Genomic DNA, 20,256 nt, shown 5'->3' on the forward strand with positions numbered 1-20,256 from the left:
CACGAGAGAATCTGGTGCCGGTGGGGGCGGGGCCGCAGCGTTCCCGCCCCCACCGGGGTTTCAGTGGATCAGCCGAGCTTGTCGGAGGGCGTGATCTCGTCGGCGTTGTCCTTCGTGACGAGGGTCGTTGCCTCTTCCTCGAAGTTGCTCGCTGGCATGGTGCCACTGTCGATCCACGCAAGGATCGCGTCGATCACGGCGTCGTTGATCAGCGGCCAGGGCTGCTCGACGGTCGCGAGCATCGTGCCGGCCTTGACGGCAGCGATCGCCTCGCTGGTGGCGTCAACGCCTGTCACCGCAACGGTCGCGCCGGCTTCGGTCACGGCCTGAACCGCGCCGAGGGCCGCGTCATCCCAACCGACCCAGACGGCGTCGAGGCCGCCCGGGTTGGCCGACAGGTAGTCGGCGACCAGCGCGAGCGCTTCGGTGCGACCTGTCGCAGGCGAGACGACCTGCTGGATCTCACCGCCGGCGAGGGTTGCACCCCCGGCCTCGACAGCTTCGGCGGCCAGCGCCGCGCGGGTCCGGATGCCAGCGTGCGGGTCGTGACCGATCACCATGATGTTCTTACCCTCGATGCTTCCACCGAGTGCCTCGGCGATCGCGCCCATGGTCTGGTCGACGATGCCCTGCTGGTCGGTGGTGATGTTCAGGGCGTAGGCGTCAGTCGGCTCCACACCGGCGTCGATGGCGAACATCGGGATGCCAGCATCCTTGGCCGCCGTCACGATTGAGCCGATCGAGGCGACATCCGTGTAGCCGTTGTAGACGAGGTCGGTACCCTGTCCGATGGCGCTTTCGACCGCGGGGTTCATCTTCTGGAAGTCGAAGTCACCCTGGATCATGGTGAGGTCCCAGCCGTACTCGGCTGCCTTGGCCTCGACATCCTTAACCCACCAGGCACCGATCGGGGTCTGGTTACCGGAGGTGAACGCTACGACCTTGGTGGGTTCGGTGTCGCCGCCGCCATTGTCGCCGCCGCCTGATGAGCAGCCAGCGAGGGCGAGGGCAGCGACCGCGGTCGCGGCCGCAAAGGCCTTGATTGAAGTACGCACTATCTACTCCTTTGTGTATTGCGTTTTCTCTGTGTGCTTCCCCGGGGTGGGGATCCGAGTCGGGACTCGGAGTCATGGGATCGGTGGGGTCACCGCTCCCGATGTTTGAGGGACGAGAGCGTCACGGCGGCGATGATGATGATCCCGGTGACGACCTGCTGGACGTAGGCGTTGACGCCGAGGATGTTTAGACCGTTGCTCATGACGCCGATGATCGCGACTCCGACCATCGTGCCGACGAGGTTCGCGGCGCCCGATCGAACGATGGTCATGCCGAGGAACACCGCGGCGACCGAGAACATCATGTTGTCCTCGCCCTGAACCGCGCTCGCGCTGCCGAGGCGAGCGGCAAGCAGGATGCCGCCGATGGCCGACACGAATCCGGCGATGGTGAAGGCGAGCAGTCGCGCCCGGCGTACGTTGACACCCGAGAGGCGCGAAACCTCAACGCTGCCCCCGATCGCGTGCCACCGACGACCAAGGGTCGTGTAGCGCAGGACGAACCACAGGATCACCGAGATGATGATCGCGAAGTAGACCGGCATCGGGATCTCGAGCAGTTTGCCCTGACCGAGCTCGTTGAACTCCGGGGGGAAGTTGAACAGTGTTGTTCCCTGTGTCACGAGGAACGCGAGACCGACGACGGAGGTCATCATGGCAAGCGTCGCGATGAACGCCGACAGATTGAGGTAGGCGACCAGGACGCCGTTGAGCAGACCGATCAGGAGTCCCACGATGAGGGCAAGAACGATTGCCGCCGGAACGGGCCATCCACCGAGCATGGCGGCCGCTGCAGTCGCGCCGGCCAGCGCCGAGGTGGCACCCACCGACAGGTCGAAGTCGCCGACGACCATGACGACGGTCTGCGCTCCGGCGATGATCGCCAGGATCGAGACCTGATACAGGATGTTCTTCACGTTCACGAACGTGAGGAACACGTCGGGGCGCATCAGGAAGAAGAACAGCACGAGCACGATCAGGGCGACGATCGTGCCGCCCTGCAGCATCCATCTGCCGGCGTTGCTGGCGTGACCGACGACGATCGACGTGGTCGTCGGGGACTTCTGGTTGTCGGTGGAGGTCATGACTGGTGCTTCCCGTAGCAGTAAGAGAGGAGGAGTTCGTCGTCGGCACCCTCAGCGGGCACGGTGCCGCTGATCTCGCCTTCGTGGAGGATGATGATCCGGTCGCTCATTCCGATCAGCTCGGGAAGCTCCGAACTGACCGCGATGATCGCGGTGCCCTCGGCAGCGAGCTGCCGGATGAGCCGGTAGATCTCCGCCTTGGTGCCGACATCGATGCCTCGGGTCGGCTCGTCCATGAGCAGAACCTTCGGCTTTCGGGCGAGCATCTTCGCGAGAACCACCTTCTGCTGGTTCCCGCCGGAGAGTTCGCCGACGTGTTGGCGCGGGCTCCGCGCCTTGATCTTGAGATCCGCGATACCACGCTTGGTGATCGTGGAGATCTTCGCGCCCGACACGATTCCGGCGGTGCTGACCGTCGGGATGTTGGCCACGGCGATGTTGTCCTGGATCGAGGCGGCCAGGATGACACCCTGGCTGCGTCGCTCCTCAGGGACAAGAGCGATCCCCGCCTCGAGCGCCTTTCCGACTCCTGGCGAGGAGGGAAGAACGGTGTCGCCGACGACGATCTCGCCGCCCACGTGCTTCTGGGCACCCGAGAGGATGCGCAGCAGCTCACTGCGCCCGGAACCGGCGAGGCCGCCGATGCCGAGCACCTCACCCTTGCGGGCAACGAACGAGACATCCTTCACCCGGCGCCCGTCCAGGTGGCGCACCTCGATGGCGACCTCGTCGGTGGCGGTCCCCCGCTCGGGGAAGAGTTCGTTCGCGTTGCGCCCGACCATGAGAGAGATCACCTCATCGATATGGGAGTCGGCGACATCCTTCGTGACGATGTGCGTGCCGTTACGCATGATCGTGAGCCGATCGCACAGCTGGAAAACCTCTTCAAGGCGATGCGACACGTACACGATCGCCACACCACGATCCCGCAGCGCGCGCAGAACCGAGAACAGCTCGACGATCTCGGTGTCAGTGAGCGAGGCCGTCGGCTCGTCGAGGATGAGGACCTTTGCGTCCGTCGCGAGGGCGCGAGCGAAGGCGACCATCGTCTGCTGCACGGGCGAGAGGTCACCGGCGAGCGCGTTCAGGGGAATCTTGCGCTGGTTGATGCTCTCAAGCTGCGCCTTCGCGCGCTTGCGCATCTGACCCCACTGCACGATCCCACCCCGGCTGGGCGTCTGCTCGCCGAGCAGGATGTTCTCGGCGACGCTGATCGTCGGGATGATCGACAGCTCCTGGTAGAGAGCGACGACACCCGCTGCGTTCGCGACCCGAACGTTGGCGAAATCGACTTTTTCACCGTTGCGGTAGATCGTCCCGCCGTCCGGCGCGTATACGCCGGTCAGGATCTTGATGAGCGTCGACTTTCCGGCACCGTTCTCACCCAAGAGGGCGTGAATCTCGCCCGGAAGAACCGAAAACTGCGCCCGCTCGAGCGCGTGGACGCCGTCGAAACGCTTGACGATATCGTGCGCGGCGAGCGCCGGGACGTCGACCGGGCGCACCTCGGGGCGCTCTTCCAACAGGGTCATTCTGACTCCTCGAAGCGGTTGCAACGGATGACGACCTTCGGGTGCACACCGCTGACGTGGACCGCGAAAGCCTCGGACGCGTCATCCAGATCGAAGACCGCCGCGGTGAGCTCGTCCACGTCCAGATGCGGCAGGATCTGCAGCGCCCTCGGGAAAGCGTAGGGCGAGACGAACACGCCAGTGAGCGTGAGCTCCTTCAGGTACAGGTAGTCCGAGAGGTTGAGCGGCATCTCGAACTGCGCGGGATACATCGCGCCGTAGACGACGGTGCCTCCCTTGGCAGCGATGTCGAGAATCCCCTTCACGGCGCGGGTCGAACCGGAGGCGTCAATGACGACGTCGTAGCCGCGACCGTCGGTGATCTCATCGGTCCGCGCGAACTGGTCCTCGGCGACGGGGTCGATGACGAATTCGGCGCCGTGACGGGTGGCCATCTCACGTCGCTCGGCGATCGGCTCGATCATCGTGAGTGATGTCGCACCATACATCCGCATGACCTGCAGCGTGAGCTGCCCGATCGGGCCGCCACCGACGATCGCAACCCGATCACCGACGCGAACACGGGTCTTGTCGGCGATCCGCACTGCCACCGAGGTCGGCTCAAGCAGGCATCCCTTCAGAAGCGACACCGAGTCGGGCAGCTTGTAGAGCTGCGACTCGTGCCACGTGATCGTCTCGGCCATCCCCGGGCGGTTGTACTCCTGGATGTGCTCGCAGAACTGCTGCTTACCTTCCTGACAGGGGCGGCAGGTGCCGCAGAAGCGCAGGAAGTTTCCCGCGACCCTGTCGCCGACCTGCAGCCCATTTCGGTGCGCGCGCTCGCCGAGCGCTTCGACGACGCCCGACAGTTCGTGGCCCAAGCCAATCGGCACGTCGGTGCCGAAGTAGCCTTCGGCCAGGTGGGGGTCAGATCCGCAGATCGCCGAGTACGCGACCCGGACGCGGACATCCTCCGGCCCGAGGTCCTGCTCGGGGAAGTCCACGACCTCGACGCGGCCACGTGCGCTCTCGTCGGGGTCACGCAGGCTTCCGATGCGGGTGACAGCTACGGTCTTCATTCGTCTCTCCGTTGAGCGGTGGGGTGGGATCAGCGAGCGGCGAGAGCGCGGCGCAGGGCCGAGACTGTCGCCGAAAGGCCGTAGCCGTGCTTGTCGCGCAGCTGTTCGTCTTCGCCGAAGCCGGCGTAGACCTGCGGAATGCCCAGGCGCTCGAAGGCGGTCAGGTGGATGCCGCGGTCGGCCACCACGTCGGCGACGCGCGAGGCGAGTCCGCCGTAGGCGAGGTGGTCTTCCAGAACGACGAAGCGTCCGCCGGTCTCTTCGGCGCACTGCGCGATCAGGTCAGCGTCGATCGGCTTGAGCGTGAACATGTCGACCACGCGCACCGAAGCACCCTCGCGCTCGAGCTCGTCGGCGGCATCCAGTGCCTGCGCGACCGTCGTGCCATGCGTGAACAGGGTCACGTCGGTGCCCTGCCGCGCGACGATTCCCTTGCCGATGCGGATGTCGTGCTGCCCGGGCTCGTAGAGCACCTTGTCCTTCTTGCCTACGGCAAGACGGATGTAGAGGGGGCCCTGCATCGCCATCGACTGGCGAAGGATCTCGCCGACCATCAGCGGGTCGCCGATCGAGGTGACCGTCATGTTGGTCAGGGCGCACATCAGCGCGAGGTCTTCGACGGCGTAGTGGGTCGAGCCGCCGTTTCCGACGAGGCCTCCGTGCGTGCCGATGATCTTCACGGGCAGGTTGGGGTAGCAGACGTCGGTGCGGATCTGCTCGAGCGCGCGCATGCTCAGGAAGGGGAGCATGCCCGAGACCACCGGGATGTTGCCGTCGTAGGCAAGGCCCGCGGCGATTCCGACGCTCGCCTGCTCGGCAAGACCTACGTCGAGAAACCGCTCGGGGAACTTGTCGCGGAACTCCACGAGCGTCGCCCCGATGTCGGGAGTGATGACCCACAGGTTCTCGTGGGTCTCCCCGAGCTCGGCAAGGGTCGAACCGATGACGGATCGGGCCCCGAGGAACTCACCGAAGGTGAAGGTGACAGGCATCAGACGTTCTCCTTCGTGCGGGTTGCTTCCAGAGCGGCAAGCGCGCGCTCCAGGTCTGCGGCGCCGAGCGAGCCGGCGTGCCAGGCGAGGTTGTGCTCCATGAAGTCGACACCCTTACCCTTGACGGTCTCGGCGACGATGACGGTCGGCTTGTCGCTGTCAGTGGGAGGGAGACTGTCGATCGCCTCCACGAGGGCCGCCATGTCGTGTCCGTCGACGTGGATCACGTTCCACCCGAACGCCGCCCACTTGTCGGTGTAGGGCTCGAGCGTGACGCGCTCCTCATCGAAGCTCGTCATGAGCTGGCGGTTGCGGTCGATGACGGCGACAAGGTTGCCGAGCTTGTTCGAGCTCGCGACCAGGGCGGCCTCCCAGACGGATCCTTCGCCGGTCTCGCCATCACCCATCAGCGTCACTACGCGATGCGTGGCACCGCGCCCACGCGCGCCCATCGCCATGCCGACGGCGAGGGGAAGGCCGTGACCGAGCGATCCGGTGGATGCTTCGACACCGGGCAGCTGCACCTTGCACGGATGCATGCCGTAGGCGCTGTCGAGCTGGCCGTACGTGTCGACGATGCCGTCGTACGAGAAGAACCCCTTGATGGCCATGGCGATGTACATGGCCACTGCCGCGTGCCCCTTGCTGAGCACGAACCGGTCGCGGGTGGGGTTGGCGAGGTTGGTGGGGTCGACATTCAGTCCGTACTCGAACAGCGCGGTGAAGATGTCGGCGGACGACAGATCACCGCCGATGTGTACCGCTCCCTCGTACGTACCGCACAGGTTCAGGAGCTTCTGTCGAAGCTCGAAAGCGAGATCCTCGAGCTCCTCGACGCTCCGACGCTCCTGCGTCACAGGGGACGTTCGACCCATCACATGCCTCCTCATCGATGACAGGAGAGCGACAGACCGCGGGGGTCATCATCGACTCTCGTTCGCGTTGCCACCGGCTCAACCGGGGCGATGCGAGTGACGCTAACCCAAACTCATTTACAAGTAAACAGGAATGCACCTAAACTCGAATCAGCGCTCACTGGCACCGAATGCAGCCCCTCGCGGAGGGGCGATGAACGGTCGCATACGCGCCCCAAATCCACGAAAGGGATCCCGGGGGTCGAGTGACGCTGCACAATGGACTCGCGCGCCGCCCGGCGCGGGGCGGGTGCTACGGCATCCGAATCAGGGAAGACAACACACAGAGAGGTGCAGGATGTCTGACACGTTGACGCAGGCCGGTGTACGGACCGGACTGTTCATCGGGGGAACCGAGCGGTTCACCGACGAGACGCTGAAGATCGCGGACCCCGGCAAGCCGGGCACGGTTGTCGGTGAGGCTGCAGCGGCTTCGCAACAGGATGTCGCGGACGCGGTAGCTGCCGCAAAGGAAGCTTTCCCGGCGTGGGCGGCTCTGGGCGCGAAAGAGCGCGCGCGCTTGATGGCCGAAGCGATCGCGGGAATCGCGGATGACCGCGACGAGGACGCAGCGATCCTGTCGCAGGAGAACGGCAAGGTCCGATTCGAGGCCTGGGTTGACGCGCTTGTATTCGAGATCCGCTGGAACCTCGCGCTCATGCTCGCTGACGAGGTCGACACCGACCACACGCTGCCGGCGGTTCCTGGCGCGATCCCGGTCGACACGAAGGTGTCGTACCAGCCGCTGGGTGTGACCACGATCATCGTGCCGTTCAACTGGCCGATCGCGATCCTCGGCGCAGCTCTCCCCCACGCACTGCTGGCCGGCAACACCGCGATCGTCAAGCCGCCGCTGACCGCACCGCTTGCCACCGCGAAGCTCGTGCAGCGCGTCGCCGAGAAACTGCCGCCCGGGGTGCTGAACATCGTCACCGGCAAGGACGAGAACATGTCGGGCCTGATCCAGAACACCGACATCGCCAAGGTCTGCTTCACCGGGTCCGTAGGTGGCGGCAAGCGGATGATGGAGATGGCCTCCAAGACCCTCACCCGCGTCACGCTCGAGCTAGGTGGGAACGACGCCGCGATCTTCCTCGAGGATGCCATCATCGACGACACCCACCTGGACCGCCTGTACGCGGCGATCTACGACACCACCGGGCAGATCTGCATGAATGCCAAGCGCGTCTACGTACACCGCTCACGCCTCGACGAGGTCGTGAACGGTCTGTCCGACCGCCTCAACAAAGCTGTCATCGGCTACGGCCTGGACGAGGGCACCACGATGGGCCCCCTGCACTCCTCGGCGCAGAAGGCATTCGTCGAAGAGCTCATCCAGGAGGCGAAGGACGCCGGCGCCGATGTTCGCGAGTTCGGTGAACTCCCCGGTGGGGAGCTCGCGGGCGGCAACTTCATGCGCCCCGCGATTGTGGTCGACCCCGACCCGAACCTGCGCGTGGTGACGATGGAGCAGTTCGGCCCCGTCATCCCCATCATCCCCTTCGACACCGAAGAGGAAGCCATCCGCCTGGCCAACGACACGTGGGCGGGCCTGTGTGGTTCGGTGTGGACGGGAAGCCCCGATGCTGCGCAGCGCGTCGGCGGCGCTCTCGAGTGCGGGTACGTCTGGGTCAACGACCACGGCGCGACCCGACTCGACCTGCGCGCACCGTTCGGCGGCATGAAGCAGTCCGGCATCGGTCGCGAGCAGGGTATCGAAGGCATCCGCGCTTTCCAGGACACCCGCTCGATCGCAACCATCGACCCCGACGCTCTCGCCGCGATGGCCCACTAAGAAGTACCCTCACTCGATCGGGGTCGGGCAGATTCCTCGCCCGGCCCCGATCGTCTACTACTGTCACTCCCATCCCGAACAGATCCCGACGCGCGAAGGACCACATGGACCGGCTCGATCCACGCATCCAGTGGGAACCACTTCAGAACACCGTCGACCCCGATCACTTCACGCCGCGCCTTCTCGCACTGCTGTCGAATGCGCTGGTGTGGCGCGAATCGAACGAATTGCGACGCCGGTTCGGCCTCGGAACCAACGACTGGCGCGTGATCTCGGTCCTGGCGCTGAACCCCGGGTTCTCCGCGACGGAGGTCTCCGACTTCATCGGCGTCAACAAGGCAGTGGTCTCCAAAAGCGTGAACACGCTCGTGGGCCGCGGTCTGATCGTTCTGCTGGACGGCCCGCGGGGATCACGGCCGATGTATCTGACGACCGAGGGCGTCCAGATGCACGACGACATGCTGCCGATCTCGATGAGGGGTCAGGACATCATCCTCGCCCACCTCTCGCACGAAGAGATCACGAACCTCAACGCGTTGCTGCAGCGCATGCTGGTCGATGCGCGCGAGCTCCAGATCCTCGAGAACGAGACAGCCGCAAACCAAGCGCGCTGATCACGCCTTCCGAGAAGGGGATACCTGACCACGTGTCGGTATCCCCTTCTCGTTTCCACCCCTATGGACATTGCCTATGTCCATAGGTAAAATCGCCACATACTGCAATGACGCACTCCTGGCAGCGGAAAGGACCACTCGCCATGGCACACGCCACACCGACGACCGAGTCGGCCAAACGTCTGGTCGAGGGCTACTCCCTCGAGATCACCGGAAAAGAGAAGGACGTCGTCGGTCTCACCGAGGCTGCCTCGCTCATCCCGGCCGGCACGAAGGTGAACGTGACCTTCCTCGGCAACGAAGACCTGCCGATGCGGGTAGCTGCGGCCAAGGCCGTGAAGGAACTCGGTTTCGTCCCCGTCCCCCACATCTCGGCGCGCCGCATTGCATCCCAGGCGCAGCTCGAGGAGTTCCTCAGTGCACTTGCCGAGATCGGTGCCACTGAGCACGTGTTCGCTGTCGGCGGCGACCCCGCAACGCCGGAGGGTCCCTACCCGGACGCGCTGACCATGATCCGTTCGGGAGTGCTTCAGCAGTACGGCGTCAAGGAAGTGTCGATCGCGGGCTACCCCGAGGGGCACCCCGACATTCCTACCGACGTGCTGTGGCGCCACCTCGAAGACAAGTCCGCCGCGCTGAAGGAGGCCGGGCTGGATGCCGTCATCCTGACGCAGTTCAGCTTCGACACCGACCCGGTGATGGCGTGGATCAAGGGCGTGCGCGACCGGGGCATCGACACGCAGATCCGCCTCGGCACGCCCGGCCCCGCCGGCATCAAGCGCCTCATCTCCTTCGCGTCCCGCTTCGGCGTCGGCGCCAATGCGATGATCGTGAAGAAGTACGGCTTCTCCCTCACGAACCTGATGGGCTCCGCGGGACCCGACAAATTCGTCTCCGATCTCGCCGCCCTGTTCGATGCCGACCCGTCGGTGGGCGCCGTGAAGCTCCACATGTACACGTTCGGCGGCCTCGAGGCCACGGCGACGTGGGCCCGTGACTTCATCGCGAAGTGAGCCGGGAGGATTTGACGCCATGACGGTACACAACGAAGCGCTGCGCGATCACGCCTGCCTCATCGTCCACGGCCCCGATCAGCCCGGCCTGGTCGCGGCGGTCACGGGTCTGATCACGCGCCACAAGGCGAACATCGTGAGTCTCGACCAGTACTCTGACAATCCCGAAGGGGGCGCGTTCTTCCAGCGCGTGGTCTTCCACCGACCGAACCTGACGGCGGCATTCGAAGAGCTCGAGAACGATATCGCCACGACTCTCGAGCCCTATGGGATGACCTGGCGCCTCACCGACCAGTCGGTTCCGAAGCGCATGGCCGTGCTGGCGTCGACCTCGGACCACTGCCTCCTCGACCTGCTGTGGCGCCACCGTCGCGGCGAACTCCCGGTGTCGATCCCGATGGTGATCTCCAACCACACCAATATGGCCGAAGACGTCCGAAGCTTCGGCATCCCGTTCTTTCACGTTCCCTCGCAGGGTCCGGACAAGTCGGCCGCCGAAGCCGAGATCGTCAAGCTCCTCGCGGGCAACGTCGACTTCGTCGTCCTCGCGCGGTACATGCAGATTCTCTCCGAGAATTTCATCGACGACGTCGCCGTGCCGGTCATCAACATTCACCACTCGTTCCTTCCCGCCTTCATCGGTGCGGGCCCGTACCGCAAGGCGAAGGAACGCGGCGTGAAGCTCATCGGCGCGACAAGTCACTACGTGACCAAGGACCTCGACGAGGGCCCCATCATCGAGCAGGACGTCGTGCGAGTCACTCACGCAGACTCCGCCGCCGACCTGCAGCGCCGCGGCGCCGACGTCGAACGCGCAGTGCTCTCTCGCGCCGTGCTCTGGCACGCACAGGACCGCGTCATCCGACACGGCAACCACACCGTCGTCTTCTGACCCCGACCATCACCACCCAAAGAAAGGTTCATCGTGGCACCTCAGAATCTGCAGCAGGTCATCGACGCGGCGGGCTCCCCCGTCGAGTTGCTGCGCAACTCCCAGATCGGCTCGTACATCTACCCCGTCGTGCCGGCCGACTTCACCAACTGGATCAAGGAGCAGAAGGCGTGGCGCGACACCGCCGTGCTCTACGACCAGTCCCACCACATGGACAACGTCTTCCTCAAGGGGTCCGACGCCATCAAGCTGATCTCGGACACCGCGATCAACTCCGTTGCCAACTTCGCCGTCAACAAGGCCAAGCAGTACGTGCCGACGACAGCTTCGGGGCACGTCATCGGTGACGGCATCCTGTTCCGCGAGGCCGAGGACGAGTACGTGTACGTCGGCCGCGCCCCCGCGTCGAACTGGCTCATGTTCCACGGTGAGACCGGTGGGTACTCGAACCTCGATGTCGAGGTCGACCGTCGCTCGAACTCGCGCCCCTACGGCGACGCTGTGTCGCGCAAGTACTACCGCTTCCAGATCCAGGGTCCGAACGCCTGGGCCGTCATCGAGAAGCTCAACGGCGGCCCGCTCGAGAAGCTCGGCTTCTTCAACATGTCGGAGATGAAGATCGGCGGCATGAACGTCCGCACCCTGCGTCACGGCATGGCGGGCGCTCCCGGTCTCGAGATCTGGGGGCCCTACGCCGACCACCACAAGATCCGCGACCTGATCGTCGAGGCCGGCGCCGAGTTCGGACTGCTTCCCGTCGGTTCGCGGGCCTACCCGTCGAACACCCTCGAGTCGGGCTGGATCCCCTCGCCCCTCCCCGCCATCTACACCGGTGCCGAGGAGCAGGCCTACCGCGACTGGCTGCCGGCGAACTCGTACGAGGCCACCGGTACGCTTGCGGGATCGTTTGTTTCCGAGAACATCGAGGACTACTACCTCACGCCCTGGGAGCTCGGCTACGGCTCGTTCGTGAAGTTCGACCACGACTTCATCGGTCGTGACGCACTCGAGAAGATGGACCCTGCCGCCCAGCGCAAGAAGGTCACCCTCGCCTGGAACGCCGAGGACCTCGGCAAGGTCTGGACCTCGCTCCTGAACGTCGACGGCCCGAACTACAAGTTCTTCGACCTGCCGCTCGCGAACTACGGCTCGGCCAACTACGACGCCGTCGTGGATGCCGATGGCACGGTCGTCGGCTACTCGATGTTCACCGGGTACTCGTCCAACGAGCGCCGCGGCCTGTCGCTGGCTACCGTCTCGCCCGACGTCCCCGAAGGCACCGAGCTCAAGGTCATCTGGGGCGAGCCGAACGGTGGCTCGAAGAAGGCATCGGTCGAGCCGCACGAGCAGACCGAGGTCCGCGTCGTCGTGAGCCCCGTCCCCTACTCGACTGTTGCCCGCCAGACCTACCAGGGCGGCTGGCGCACCGGCTACAAGAACGACTGATCACCTCAGAAGCCCGCGAGACTGCATCCTGCCCGCGAGACAGCACAAGCAACACGCTGTCTCGCGGCGCGGGGGCAGTCTCGCGGCATATCGGTAGCATCACGGAAGCGGATTCGGCAGGGAAGGAGCACAGCGATGAGCCTTCGCTACGCGTTGTTGGCGCTGCTGCGGGTCGGACCGCTGTCGGGATATGAGCTTGCCAAACAGTTCACGCAGTCCGTGGGTCACGTCTGGCACGCGCCGGACTCGCAGATCTATCCAGAGCTCCGCAAGATGGAAGCCGACGGCCTCATCGAAGCCGAAGAGCAAGCTCGCGGCGAGCGCGGCACGCGGCGCATATACCACGTCACGGATGCCGGCGACCAGGCGTTCCTCGCCTGGATGGCCTCCCCCCTCGAGTATCAGCGCGTACGCGACCCCGCCCACCTGCGCGCCGCGTACTTGGAGTCGGCGTCGCCGGATGCCGCGAGAGAGTTCTTTCGGCGACACATCGAACAGTGGGAAGGCGAGCTCGCCCAGTGGGACGGCGAACTCCGCAAGATCGATCACATCGATCCTCCGAACCCCATGCTCGAACGTCGCCTGAAAGCCTCCCCGGCCGCGGAACACGAGCGCATCGTCGCCTACAAGCACTTCGCCTACGAGGGTCTTGTCGAACGCGCAAAGGCCGAGATCGCGTGGGCCCAGCGCGGCCTTGACCTGGTCGACAGGCTCGACGGACGCCTGAGCTGAACCCCGCAGGGCACCTGTCTCAGTGCACGGACTCCATGAGATCCGCGCCGAAGACGCGGAACGCATCCTGAACCCGCAGTCGATCGAGCGGAGTGTCCTCGGTGAACTGCACGATCATCGCGTAGGCGACGCCTGCGCGGGGCCCGGCGAGAACGCCTGCCTCGGCACGGATACCGCGGTCGCGACCGGTCTTGTTCACCAGAAGCAGCTCCCCACCGGAGTCGGCGTGGGCGAGCGGGTCGAGGCCCGTTGCTCCGGCGGCGAGTCCGAGATCGGCGTTGAGCGCGAGCCACCCGATCACCTGCGCGCTGACCGTGGCAGACACGGCTCTGCCGTTCATGAGCGCCGAGAACATGGTCGTCAGATCACGGGTCGTCGACAGGGCGAAGTGCGGAGCGTCATCCGGCCCGCGATCCTCACGGACGCGGTCGAGCAGCGCGGTCCGCGTGAGCCCGAGCTGCTCGATGCGCTCGCGAACCGGATCCAGCCCGACGAGATCGATGAGCGCGTTGGTTGCTACCGGATCGGCTGCCGCCGCCGTGAGCACCGCAAGATCCACCGGCTTCAGATCGACAGCAGCGAAGTGACGCCACAGTCCAGCTGACCCACCGCCGGCGAGGGGCGGTCGGGCAACGGATGCCTCCCCGCCGAGATCGCCAGCCTCCAGGTCTGCAGACACCTGGATCAGCAGAGGCACCACCCCGAGCTGGGCGACAGGCAGCGTGACGAACGCATCCCCCAGCACGAGGTCCTTCCCGCGATCGAGGTCAGTGACGCACACCGAGACACGGCCACCCGTGCTGGCCAGCTGTTCGAGAGCGTGCATCGTCGCGGCAAAGGAACGTGCGCGCCCAGACGCATGACGAGTCCGCCGAGAATCGGCGCGGTGATCCGCGCGCGACGTGCTGGGTGGTGTGCCCACCGAGGGATCCTTCCCGTGTTCAGGTGGGGGGATTCTAGGTGATCGACCTCACCAGATTGTGACGCGCTCGGCGGGGTCGAGCCACAGCTGATCAGCCTCGGTCACCTCGAACGCGTCGTAGAAGGCGTCGACGTTGCGCAGGATCTGATTGCAGCGGAACTCGTTCGGCGAGTGCGGGTCGATCGTGAGCAGGCGGATGGTCTCGGCATCCCTCCCTTTCTGCTGCCAGATCTGCCCCCAGCTCAGCAGCAGCCGCTGGATGCCGGTGTATCCGTCGATCACCGGAGCCGGCTCACCGCCAAGCGAGATCTCGTACGCCTTGATGGCGATACCGAGACCCCCGAGGTCCCCGATGTTCTCGCCGATCGTGAGCGCGCCGTTGACGTGATGCTTCTCGTCCAGGCCCCGCGGGGTCAGCGCGTCGTACTGCTCGATGAGCGCCTTGGTGCGCTGCTCGAAGGCTTCGCGGTCGGCCTCGGTCCACCAGTCGCGCAGCGATCCGTCACCGTCGAAGCGGCTCCCCTGGTCATCGAACCCGTGGCCGATCTCGTGGCCGATGACCGCACCGATGCCGCCGTAATTCGCGGCCGCGTCACGGCTGGCGTCGAAGAACGGGTACTGCAGAATTGCCGCAGGGAAGACGATCTCGTTCATGAGCGGGTTGTAGTAGGCGTTCACCGTCTGCGGTGTCATGAACCACTCGTCGCGGTCGATCGGCTTCCCGACCTTCGCCAGCTGGCGATCGTGCTCGACCCGGTGCGAACGGCGCGCGTTGCCGACGAGGTCGGTGGCGTCGATCTCGAGCGCTGAGTAGTCCTTCCACTTAGCCGGGTAGCCGATCTTCGGGGTGAAGGCGTCGAGCTTGGCGAGCGCGCGTTCGCGGGTCTCGGGACTCATCCACTCCAGTGAACGGATGCTGCGCCGGTACGCCTCGACGAGGTTCGCAACCAACTCGTCCATGGCTTCCTTGGCGGCCGGCGGAAAGTGCCGTTCGACGTAGACGCGTCCGACGGCCTCGCCCATCGACCCCTCGACAAGGCTCACGCCGCGCTTCCAGCGTTCCCGGATCGTGGGAACTCCGGTCAGCTGCGTGCCGTAGAAGGCGAAGTTCTCGGCAATGAACTCGTCAGAGAGAAGGGGCGCGGCGCCGCGGATGACGGCGAATCGCAGCCACGCCTTCCAGTCGTCGAGTCGCTCAGGAACCAGAACGGAGCCCAGCGCTTCGATGAAGCTCGGCTGGTACACGACGACCTCGTCGAAGGCCGTCTCCTTCCCGGGCGCCAGCGCCGACAGCCACGGAGCGAGGTCCAGCCCTGCCAGCTCCAGGAACTGCGTCCACGTGTGCAGGTTGTAGGTTGCCATCGCGTCACGGCTACGCACGTTGTCCCAGTGGTGAGACGCAAGCTCGGTCTCGAGTGCGACGATGCGATCGGCATCCGCTGCCGCATCGGCGACACCCGCGAGAGTCAGCATCCGTTCGATGTGCGCGCGGAACTCGCCTCGAGTTTCCTCGAAGTTCTCGAGCCGGTAGTAGCTCTCGTCGGGAAGCGACAGCCCGCCCTGCACGATGAACGGCACATAGCGCTGCGGGTTGCCGGGGTCGGGCTCGACGTAGAGGCCGAACAGCCCCGAAACGCCGTCGCGCTCGAGGGTACCGAGGGTCGTCAGCAGCTCCGGGATCGACGAGATCGCATCGACGGCGGCGAGCTGAGCGGCGATCGGGGATGCCCCGAGAGCGGCGATGCGCTCGGTGTCCATGAAACTCGTGTACAGGTCGCCGATCTTGCGCGTCTCGGTGCCGGGCTCGGCGTCCGTGCTCTCTTCGATGATCGCGCGCACGTCTTTCTCGGCCTGTTCGGCGATCAGGTGGAACGACCCCCAGCGGGCCTTGTCGTCGGGAATCTCCGTGCGATCCAGCCATGCACCGTTCACGTGGCGGAACAGATCGTCTTGCGGGCGGATGTCGGCAGAAAGTTCTTCGAGCGGGAGGCCAGAGACGAGGGCGTCGGTCATGTCCTCCAGAATAAGCACCTCCGCTATGCGCGATCCCTGCGGGGTGGAAACACCGAGCGAACGGCGGGTGGATGCAACATCCGTTCGCTATGGCAGCGGCGCAGCGGTTGATGCTCTGATCAGCAGCGCCGACCCGAGGCGCTGCTGATGCGCTCGCGCACCGTCGAGGCCCGATATCGCCTCAACGAGGTACTCGGCCGCCATACGACCCTTCCTCGCGATCGGCTGACGCACGGTTGTGAGAGTCGGGCTCGTCCAACTGGCCTCGGTCAGGTCGTCGAAACCCGACACCGACAGTTCGCTCGGAACGTCTACGTGCGCTTCGCGCGCAGCATCCAGGATGCCGAAAGCCATGATGTCGCTGAAGGCGACCATCGCCGTCGGGCGTTGGTCCCGAGACCAGAGCTCTCGGAACGCGGCGGCTCCGCCGGCCCGGGTGCACGGCACCTCCACGATCGAGATCTCGGGGTCGTCGGGCGTCATCCCGAAGTCGGCGAGCGCCCGGACGGCGCCTTCTATCCGCCGCAGCGCCGAGCCGTGCCAGTTGCGGTACCCGCCCGCGACACCGGTCTCGTAGACGACGAACGCGAGGCGGCGGTGGCCGAGGCCGAGGAGATACCGCACGACCTCCTCGATGCCCGCGCTGTCGTCGATGTCGACGCTGGGGACGTCGTCGCGCCACTCGCTGTCGACGAGCACGAAGGGGATGCCGCGCTGACGCAGGGCGCGCACCTCGCCGCGGTCGTACTCCAGTCCGCTCACGATGAAGCCGTCCACCGCGGCGTACGGGATCGTCTTGAGCATCGAGCCTCGCAGCGGGGGCGCGAGCAGCAGCGTGAAGCCCTCGCGGTGGCAGGTCTGGCCGACCCCCTGCAAAAACAGCGAGTAATAGGGATTCTCGAGCACGCGATCGAGCTGCTGGGGAAGAAGCAGGCCGAGGCTGCCGGTGCGGCGGGTACGCAGCATCCGCGCTGCCGGGTCACGCGAGTACCCGAGTTCCTCCGCTGCCTCGAAGATCTTCTGCACCGTCGCCTCCGCCAGCTTGGAGGCATCGTTGAACGCCAGCGACACCGTCGACTTCGACACCCCCGCGCGGTCGGCGACATCCTGCATGGTCGCTTGCCGATCCATCAGGCCGACTCCCCGACCGTCGTCACTAGCACGACAGCGGCCCGAGGCGGGATCCGCAGCTCGTCGATGGCCGCGCCGTCGTCGAGCCTGCGCCACCGCCCGTCGCGCAGGGCGGGGATGTCGTCGACGGGCCGCATCACCCCGGAGCCGCGGTGGACGACCGTGGCGATCCGCTGGGAGCCCGAGGTACGCATGACCAGAACTGTATCCTCGTCCAGTCCCGCGACCTCCTGAACCCCCCGGCGAAGCGGCTCGTGCGCCGCCCGACGTGCGGACATGCGACAGATGGCGTTCAGCAGTCCGCCCTGCCAGCGCTCCTGGTCCCACACCATGCCCGCGCGGCATCCGGGGTCGTTCGCGCCAGTCATGCCGACCTCGTCGCCGTAGTAGATCATCGGCGCGCCCGCGGCCGCGAAGAGCAACTCGTAGGCGAGGGCGGCACGCTCCACGTCGCCGCCGTGGCGGGTCAGCACCCGCTCCGTGTCGTGGCTTCCCAGCAGATTGAGCATGCCGTGGTGATAGCCCTCGGGGATGCGGGCGGCGAGGTCGTTCATCCCCGAGGCGAAGGCGTCGGCAGAGAGCGTACGGTCGGCGGTGAATCCGAGCACGAGGTCACGCAACGTGTAGTTCATGGTGCCGTCGGCGGTGTCGCCCCGCAGCCATTCTTCGGGGGCGCGCCACTCTTCGGCGACGATGTAGAGGTCCTCCCCCTGGCCCTTCACGACGTCGCGGAAGTCGCGCCAGAACCGGCGATGGATGAAGTACGGCACGTCCAGGCGCCAGCCGTCGATCCCCTGGTCGATCCAGTACCGGGCGACATCGAGATGATGCTGTCGCACGGCCGGATTGTAGACGTTCCACTTCGGGAGGTAATGGCATCCCGAGCAGGTGCGGTAGTTCGGCTGGGGGTAGGCAGTGACCGGAAAGCCCTCGACCGAGAACCAGTTCACGTACTCGGAGTCGGCCTCGTTGGCCACGACGTCCTGGAACGCGGGGTGTTTGTCGCCGCAGTGGTTGAGCACGGCATCCAGCACGATGCGCACGCCGCGGGCGTGCGCCTGCTCGACGAGGTGTGCGAACGAGGCCAGGTCACCGAGGCGGTGGTCGACGCGGAAGTAGTCGGTGGCGTCGTAGCGGTGGTTCGTGTGCGCCTCGAAGATCGGGGTGAGATAGAGCGCGTTGGCCCCCACGGAAACGACGTGGTCGAGTCGTGCCGTGATTCCGGCGAGATCGCCCCCCAGGAACCCGTCACGCATCGGCTCCGCATCCCACGGCAGCACGTCGGGCGGGTTGAGCGCGGGGTCCGCGTTGGCGAATCGGTCGGGGAAGATCTGGTAGAAGACGGCGTCGGCGAGCCAGTCGGGTGCGGCCATGTGTCTAGTCCTTCAGTCCGGTGGTGGCGATTCCTCGCACCAGCGCGCGCTGGAAGATGAGGAAGACGATGATGGCGGGGATCGTGGCGGTGAGCGTTCCGGCCATGAGGTAGTTCCAGCTCGTGCCGTAGCGTCCCACGAACGACGACAGGCCGATCTGGATCGTCCGGAACTCGTCGGTGTTGGTCACCAGAAGCGGCCACAGGAAGTCGTTCCAGGCGAAGAGGAAGCTGAAGATCCCGAGGGTCGCGAAGGCAGGCATCGACAGCGGCACGATGATGCGGAAGAACGCTCCGGCGCGACTGCAGCCGTCGATGCGGGCGGCGTCTTCGAGCTCGGTGGGGATCGTCGAGAAGTACTGGCGCAGCAGGATGATGCCGAAAACGTCGGCGAGCCGGGGCACAATGAGTCCCGCGTAGCTGTCGATCCACCCGAGGTCTGCGACGATCGCGTACGCCGGGATCACGGTCACGAAGGTGGGCACGAGCAGTGCAGCCAGCAGGATGACGAACAGGGTGTTGCGCAGCGGAAAGCGCAACCGGGCGAAGGCGTAGGCCGCGAGAGCGTCGAGGACGAGGTGGCCCGAGACGATGCCCACGGTCATGACCAGGCTGTTCAAGTAGTACTGGCCGAAGGGCGCGGCCTCCCAGGCCGTGACGTAGTTCTCCCAGTGCCAGGACGTCGGGACGATGGAAGTGTTCGTGTAGGTCTCGGCGCGGCTGAGCAGGGACGTGGTGAACATCCACAGGAACGGGACGATGACCACCGCCGCGCCGGCGATGAGCACCGCATGGCGGAGGAGCCGGGAACGCAGCGTCGTCTTCATCGGTCCGTCTTCCCGGAGCCGCTGACCCGCCACTGCACGAGGCTCACACCGAGCACGAGGATCAGCGTCACGAAGGCGATCGCTGTTCCATAGCCGAAGTCGCCGAGGCGGAAGGCGGTGCGGTACATGAACATCCCGAGGACGTCGGTGCCGCCGCGTGGCCCCCCCTCCGTGAGCACATAGACCAGGTCGAAGGCCTGGAAGCTCGTGATCAGGGCTTGGATCACGACGAAGAAGGTCATGGGAGACAGCAGCGGGATGGTGAGAAAGCGCAGGCGCTGCCATGCCGAGGCGCCGTCGAGGTGTGCTGCCTCGTAGATGCCGCCGGGCAGCGCCTGCAAGGCGGTGAGATAGAGGACCGTGTTGATCCCGATGTTCTTCCACACCGTCAGCAGCGTGAGCGCCGCCAGCGCGAGCCAGCGCTCCTGCAACCAGTTGGGGCCTTCGATGCCGACCTGGGCAAGCACGGCGTTGACGAACCCCGCCGGGTCGAGCATGTACTTCCAGACGATGGCCGCCGCGACCGATGAGGTCACCGCGGGGAGGAAGTAGATGCCACGGTAGATGCCACGGCCGCGCAGCGGCGCATCCAGAAGCAGCGCGATGGCCAGACCCGTGACGACGCTCAGGATGCAGACACCTAGCGCGTAGACGACTGTGACGAGGAGACTGTTCCAGAATTCGGGATCCTCGGCGAGGCGGACGTAGTTGGCGAACCCGACGAACTCCTTTACGGGGTCGAATCCGTTCCACGAAGTCAAGCTGATGAAGCCCGCCGACACGATGGGGTAGAGCACGAAAATCCCGATGACGACGATCGCGGGCGCCAGGAACATTGCGGCCGTCACGACCTGTTCGCGCTC

18 protein-coding genes are annotated in these 20,256 nt (G+C 65.7%); 6 read left to right on the forward strand and 12 right to left on the reverse strand.

What is annotated here, in order from left to right; all coding sequences use genetic code 11:
- Positions 1–68: 68 nt before the first annotated feature.
- The 6 genes from AB0O89_RS03085 to AB0O89_RS03110 form a co-directional block, all read right to left on the reverse strand.
- Positions 69–1,055: a sugar ABC transporter substrate-binding protein gene (locus tag AB0O89_RS03085; RefSeq protein WP_363494041.1), complete on the reverse strand. Its 987-nt coding sequence runs from the start codon at positions 1,053–1,055 to the stop codon at positions 69–71.
- 89 nt (positions 1,056–1,144) lie between these two features.
- Positions 1,145–2,140 (reverse strand): ABC transporter permease, encoded by a 996-nt coding sequence (locus tag AB0O89_RS03090; protein ID WP_363494043.1) that lies wholly within the window; start codon positions 2,138–2,140, stop codon positions 1,145–1,147.
- Positions 2,137–3,672 carry a sugar ABC transporter ATP-binding protein gene (locus tag AB0O89_RS03095; protein ID WP_292707318.1) on the reverse strand — a complete coding sequence of 512 codons (1,536 nt, stop codon included), beginning with the start codon at positions 3,670–3,672 and terminating at the stop codon, positions 2,137–2,139. The genes AB0O89_RS03090 and AB0O89_RS03095 overlap by 4 nt, the downstream gene beginning before the upstream one ends.
- Positions 3,669–4,730: an alcohol dehydrogenase catalytic domain-containing protein gene (locus AB0O89_RS03100; RefSeq protein ID WP_363494045.1), complete on the reverse strand. Its 1,062-nt coding sequence runs from the start codon at positions 4,728–4,730 to the stop codon at positions 3,669–3,671. Before AB0O89_RS03100 ends, AB0O89_RS03095 begins: the two co-directional genes overlap by 4 nt.
- A gap of 29 nt (positions 4,731–4,759) precedes the next feature.
- Positions 4,760–5,722 carry a transketolase C-terminal domain-containing protein gene (locus tag AB0O89_RS03105; protein WP_331791976.1) on the reverse strand — a complete coding sequence of 321 codons (963 nt, stop codon included), beginning with the start codon at positions 5,720–5,722 and terminating at the stop codon, positions 4,760–4,762.
- A complete protein-coding gene (locus AB0O89_RS03110; RefSeq protein WP_292707310.1) occupies positions 5,722–6,597 on the reverse strand; it encodes a transketolase in 876 nt (291 codons plus the stop codon). The genes AB0O89_RS03105 and AB0O89_RS03110 overlap by 1 nt, the downstream gene beginning before the upstream one ends.
- A 337-nt stretch (positions 6,598–6,934) precedes the next feature.
- Here AB0O89_RS03110 and AB0O89_RS03115 point away from each other — a divergent pair, with 337 nt between their 5' ends.
- The 6 genes from AB0O89_RS03115 to AB0O89_RS03140 all read left to right on the forward strand — a co-directional run bounded on the left by AB0O89_RS03115 (position 6,935) and on the right by AB0O89_RS03140 (position 13,128).
- A complete protein-coding gene (locus AB0O89_RS03115) occupies positions 6,935–8,431 on the forward strand; it encodes an aldehyde dehydrogenase family protein (RefSeq protein ID WP_363494048.1) in 1,497 nt (498 codons plus the stop codon).
- A 104-nt stretch (positions 8,432–8,535) separates the two neighbouring features.
- Positions 8,536–9,045 (forward strand): MarR family winged helix-turn-helix transcriptional regulator, encoded by a 510-nt coding sequence (locus AB0O89_RS03120; RefSeq protein WP_363494050.1) that lies wholly within the window; start codon positions 8,536–8,538, stop codon positions 9,043–9,045.
- Between the two features lie 143 nt (positions 9,046–9,188).
- Positions 9,189–10,058, forward strand: a complete 870-nt coding sequence (locus AB0O89_RS03125) for a methylenetetrahydrofolate reductase (protein ID WP_363494052.1) — start codon at positions 9,189–9,191, stop codon at positions 10,056–10,058.
- Positions 10,059–10,077: 19 nt separating this feature from the next.
- On the forward strand, positions 10,078–10,950 hold the full coding sequence (gene purU / locus AB0O89_RS03130; RefSeq protein WP_363494054.1) for a formyltetrahydrofolate deformylase: 873 nt from the start codon (positions 10,078–10,080) through the stop codon (positions 10,948–10,950).
- Positions 10,951–10,983: 33 nt separating this feature from the next.
- The gene (locus AB0O89_RS03135) at positions 10,984–12,396 is read left to right on the forward strand and encodes an aminomethyl transferase family protein (protein WP_363494056.1); all 1,413 of its coding nucleotides are present in this window, start codon (positions 10,984–10,986) and stop codon (positions 12,394–12,396) included.
- Between the two features lie 135 nt (positions 12,397–12,531).
- Positions 12,532–13,128, forward strand: coding sequence for a PadR family transcriptional regulator (locus AB0O89_RS03140; protein WP_363494058.1), 597 nt, complete (start codon positions 12,532–12,534; stop codon positions 13,126–13,128).
- 19 nt (positions 13,129–13,147) lie between these two features.
- Here the strand turns inward: AB0O89_RS03140 and AB0O89_RS03145 are convergent, their stop codons facing one another.
- From AB0O89_RS03145 to AB0O89_RS03170, 6 genes are all read right to left on the reverse strand, one after another.
- Positions 13,148–13,954, reverse strand: coding sequence for a serine hydrolase (locus tag AB0O89_RS03145; RefSeq protein ID WP_363494060.1), 807 nt, complete (start codon positions 13,952–13,954; stop codon positions 13,148–13,150).
- 144 nt (positions 13,955–14,098) lie between these two features.
- Positions 14,099–16,063 (reverse strand): M13-type metalloendopeptidase, encoded by a 1,965-nt coding sequence (locus AB0O89_RS03150; protein WP_363494062.1) that lies wholly within the window; start codon positions 16,061–16,063, stop codon positions 14,099–14,101.
- 87 nt (positions 16,064–16,150) lie between these two features.
- Entirely contained in the window at positions 16,151–17,194 is a 1,044-nt protein-coding gene (locus tag AB0O89_RS03155) for a LacI family DNA-binding transcriptional regulator (RefSeq protein ID WP_363494064.1), read from the reverse strand.
- Positions 17,194–18,567: a glycoside hydrolase family 13 protein gene (locus AB0O89_RS03160; RefSeq protein ID WP_363494066.1), complete on the reverse strand. Its 1,374-nt coding sequence runs from the start codon at positions 18,565–18,567 to the stop codon at positions 17,194–17,196. Before AB0O89_RS03160 ends, AB0O89_RS03155 begins: the two co-directional genes overlap by 1 nt.
- A gap of 4 nt (positions 18,568–18,571) precedes the next feature.
- Positions 18,572–19,393, reverse strand: a complete 822-nt coding sequence (locus AB0O89_RS03165) for a carbohydrate ABC transporter permease (protein WP_363494068.1) — start codon at positions 19,391–19,393, stop codon at positions 18,572–18,574.
- Positions 19,390–20,241, reverse strand: coding sequence for a sugar ABC transporter permease (locus AB0O89_RS03170; protein ID WP_363494070.1), 852 nt, complete (start codon positions 20,239–20,241; stop codon positions 19,390–19,392). The genes AB0O89_RS03165 and AB0O89_RS03170 overlap by 4 nt, the downstream gene beginning before the upstream one ends.
- Positions 20,242–20,256 lie beyond the last annotated feature (15 nt).

Origin of the sequence: Microbacterium sp. NPDC076895 (assembly GCF_040687115.1) — a bacterium.
Taxonomy (GTDB): Bacteria; Actinomycetota; Actinomycetes; order Actinomycetales; family Microbacteriaceae; genus Microbacterium.

What these genes read in the sequence shown, in the direction of transcription:
- purU (WP_363494054.1), top strand. Translation starts at nt 10,078, where the DNA reads ATGACGGTACACAACGAAGCGCTGCGCGATCACGCCTGCCTCATCGTC.
- AB0O89_RS03140 (WP_363494058.1), top strand. Translation starts at nt 12,532, where the DNA reads ATGAGCCTTCGCTACGCGTTGTTGGCGCTGCTGCGGGTCGGACCGCTG.
- AB0O89_RS03165 (WP_363494068.1), bottom strand. Translation starts at nt 19,393, where the DNA reads ATGAAGACGACGCTGCGTTCCCGGCTCCTCCGCCATGCGGTGCTCATC.
- AB0O89_RS03110 (WP_292707310.1), bottom strand. Translation starts at nt 6,597, where the DNA reads ATGGGTCGAACGTCCCCTGTGACGCAGGAGCGTCGGAGCGTCGAGGAG.
- AB0O89_RS03120 (WP_363494050.1), top strand. Translation starts at nt 8,536, where the DNA reads ATGGACCGGCTCGATCCACGCATCCAGTGGGAACCACTTCAGAACACC.
- AB0O89_RS03150 (WP_363494062.1), bottom strand. Translation starts at nt 16,063, where the DNA reads ATGACCGACGCCCTCGTCTCTGGCCTCCCGCTCGAAGAACTTTCTGCC.
- AB0O89_RS03115 (WP_363494048.1), top strand. Translation starts at nt 6,935, where the DNA reads ATGTCTGACACGTTGACGCAGGCCGGTGTACGGACCGGACTGTTCATC.
- AB0O89_RS03090 (WP_363494043.1), bottom strand. Translation starts at nt 2,140, where the DNA reads ATGACCTCCACCGACAACCAGAAGTCCCCGACGACCACGTCGATCGTC.
- AB0O89_RS03125 (WP_363494052.1), top strand. Translation starts at nt 9,189, where the DNA reads ATGGCACACGCCACACCGACGACCGAGTCGGCCAAACGTCTGGTCGAG.
- AB0O89_RS03105 (WP_331791976.1), bottom strand. Translation starts at nt 5,722, where the DNA reads ATGCCTGTCACCTTCACCTTCGGTGAGTTCCTCGGGGCCCGATCCGTC.
- AB0O89_RS03100 (WP_363494045.1), bottom strand. Translation starts at nt 4,730, where the DNA reads ATGAAGACCGTAGCTGTCACCCGCATCGGAAGCCTGCGTGACCCCGAC.
- AB0O89_RS03160 (WP_363494066.1), bottom strand. Translation starts at nt 18,567, where the DNA reads ATGGCCGCACCCGACTGGCTCGCCGACGCCGTCTTCTACCAGATCTTC.
- AB0O89_RS03155 (WP_363494064.1), bottom strand. Translation starts at nt 17,194, where the DNA reads ATGGATCGGCAAGCGACCATGCAGGATGTCGCCGACCGCGCGGGGGTG.
- AB0O89_RS03095 (WP_292707318.1), bottom strand. Translation starts at nt 3,672, where the DNA reads ATGACCCTGTTGGAAGAGCGCCCCGAGGTGCGCCCGGTCGACGTCCCG.
- AB0O89_RS03145 (WP_363494060.1), bottom strand. Translation starts at nt 13,954, where the DNA reads ATGCACGCTCTCGAACAGCTGGCCAGCACGGGTGGCCGTGTCTCGGTG.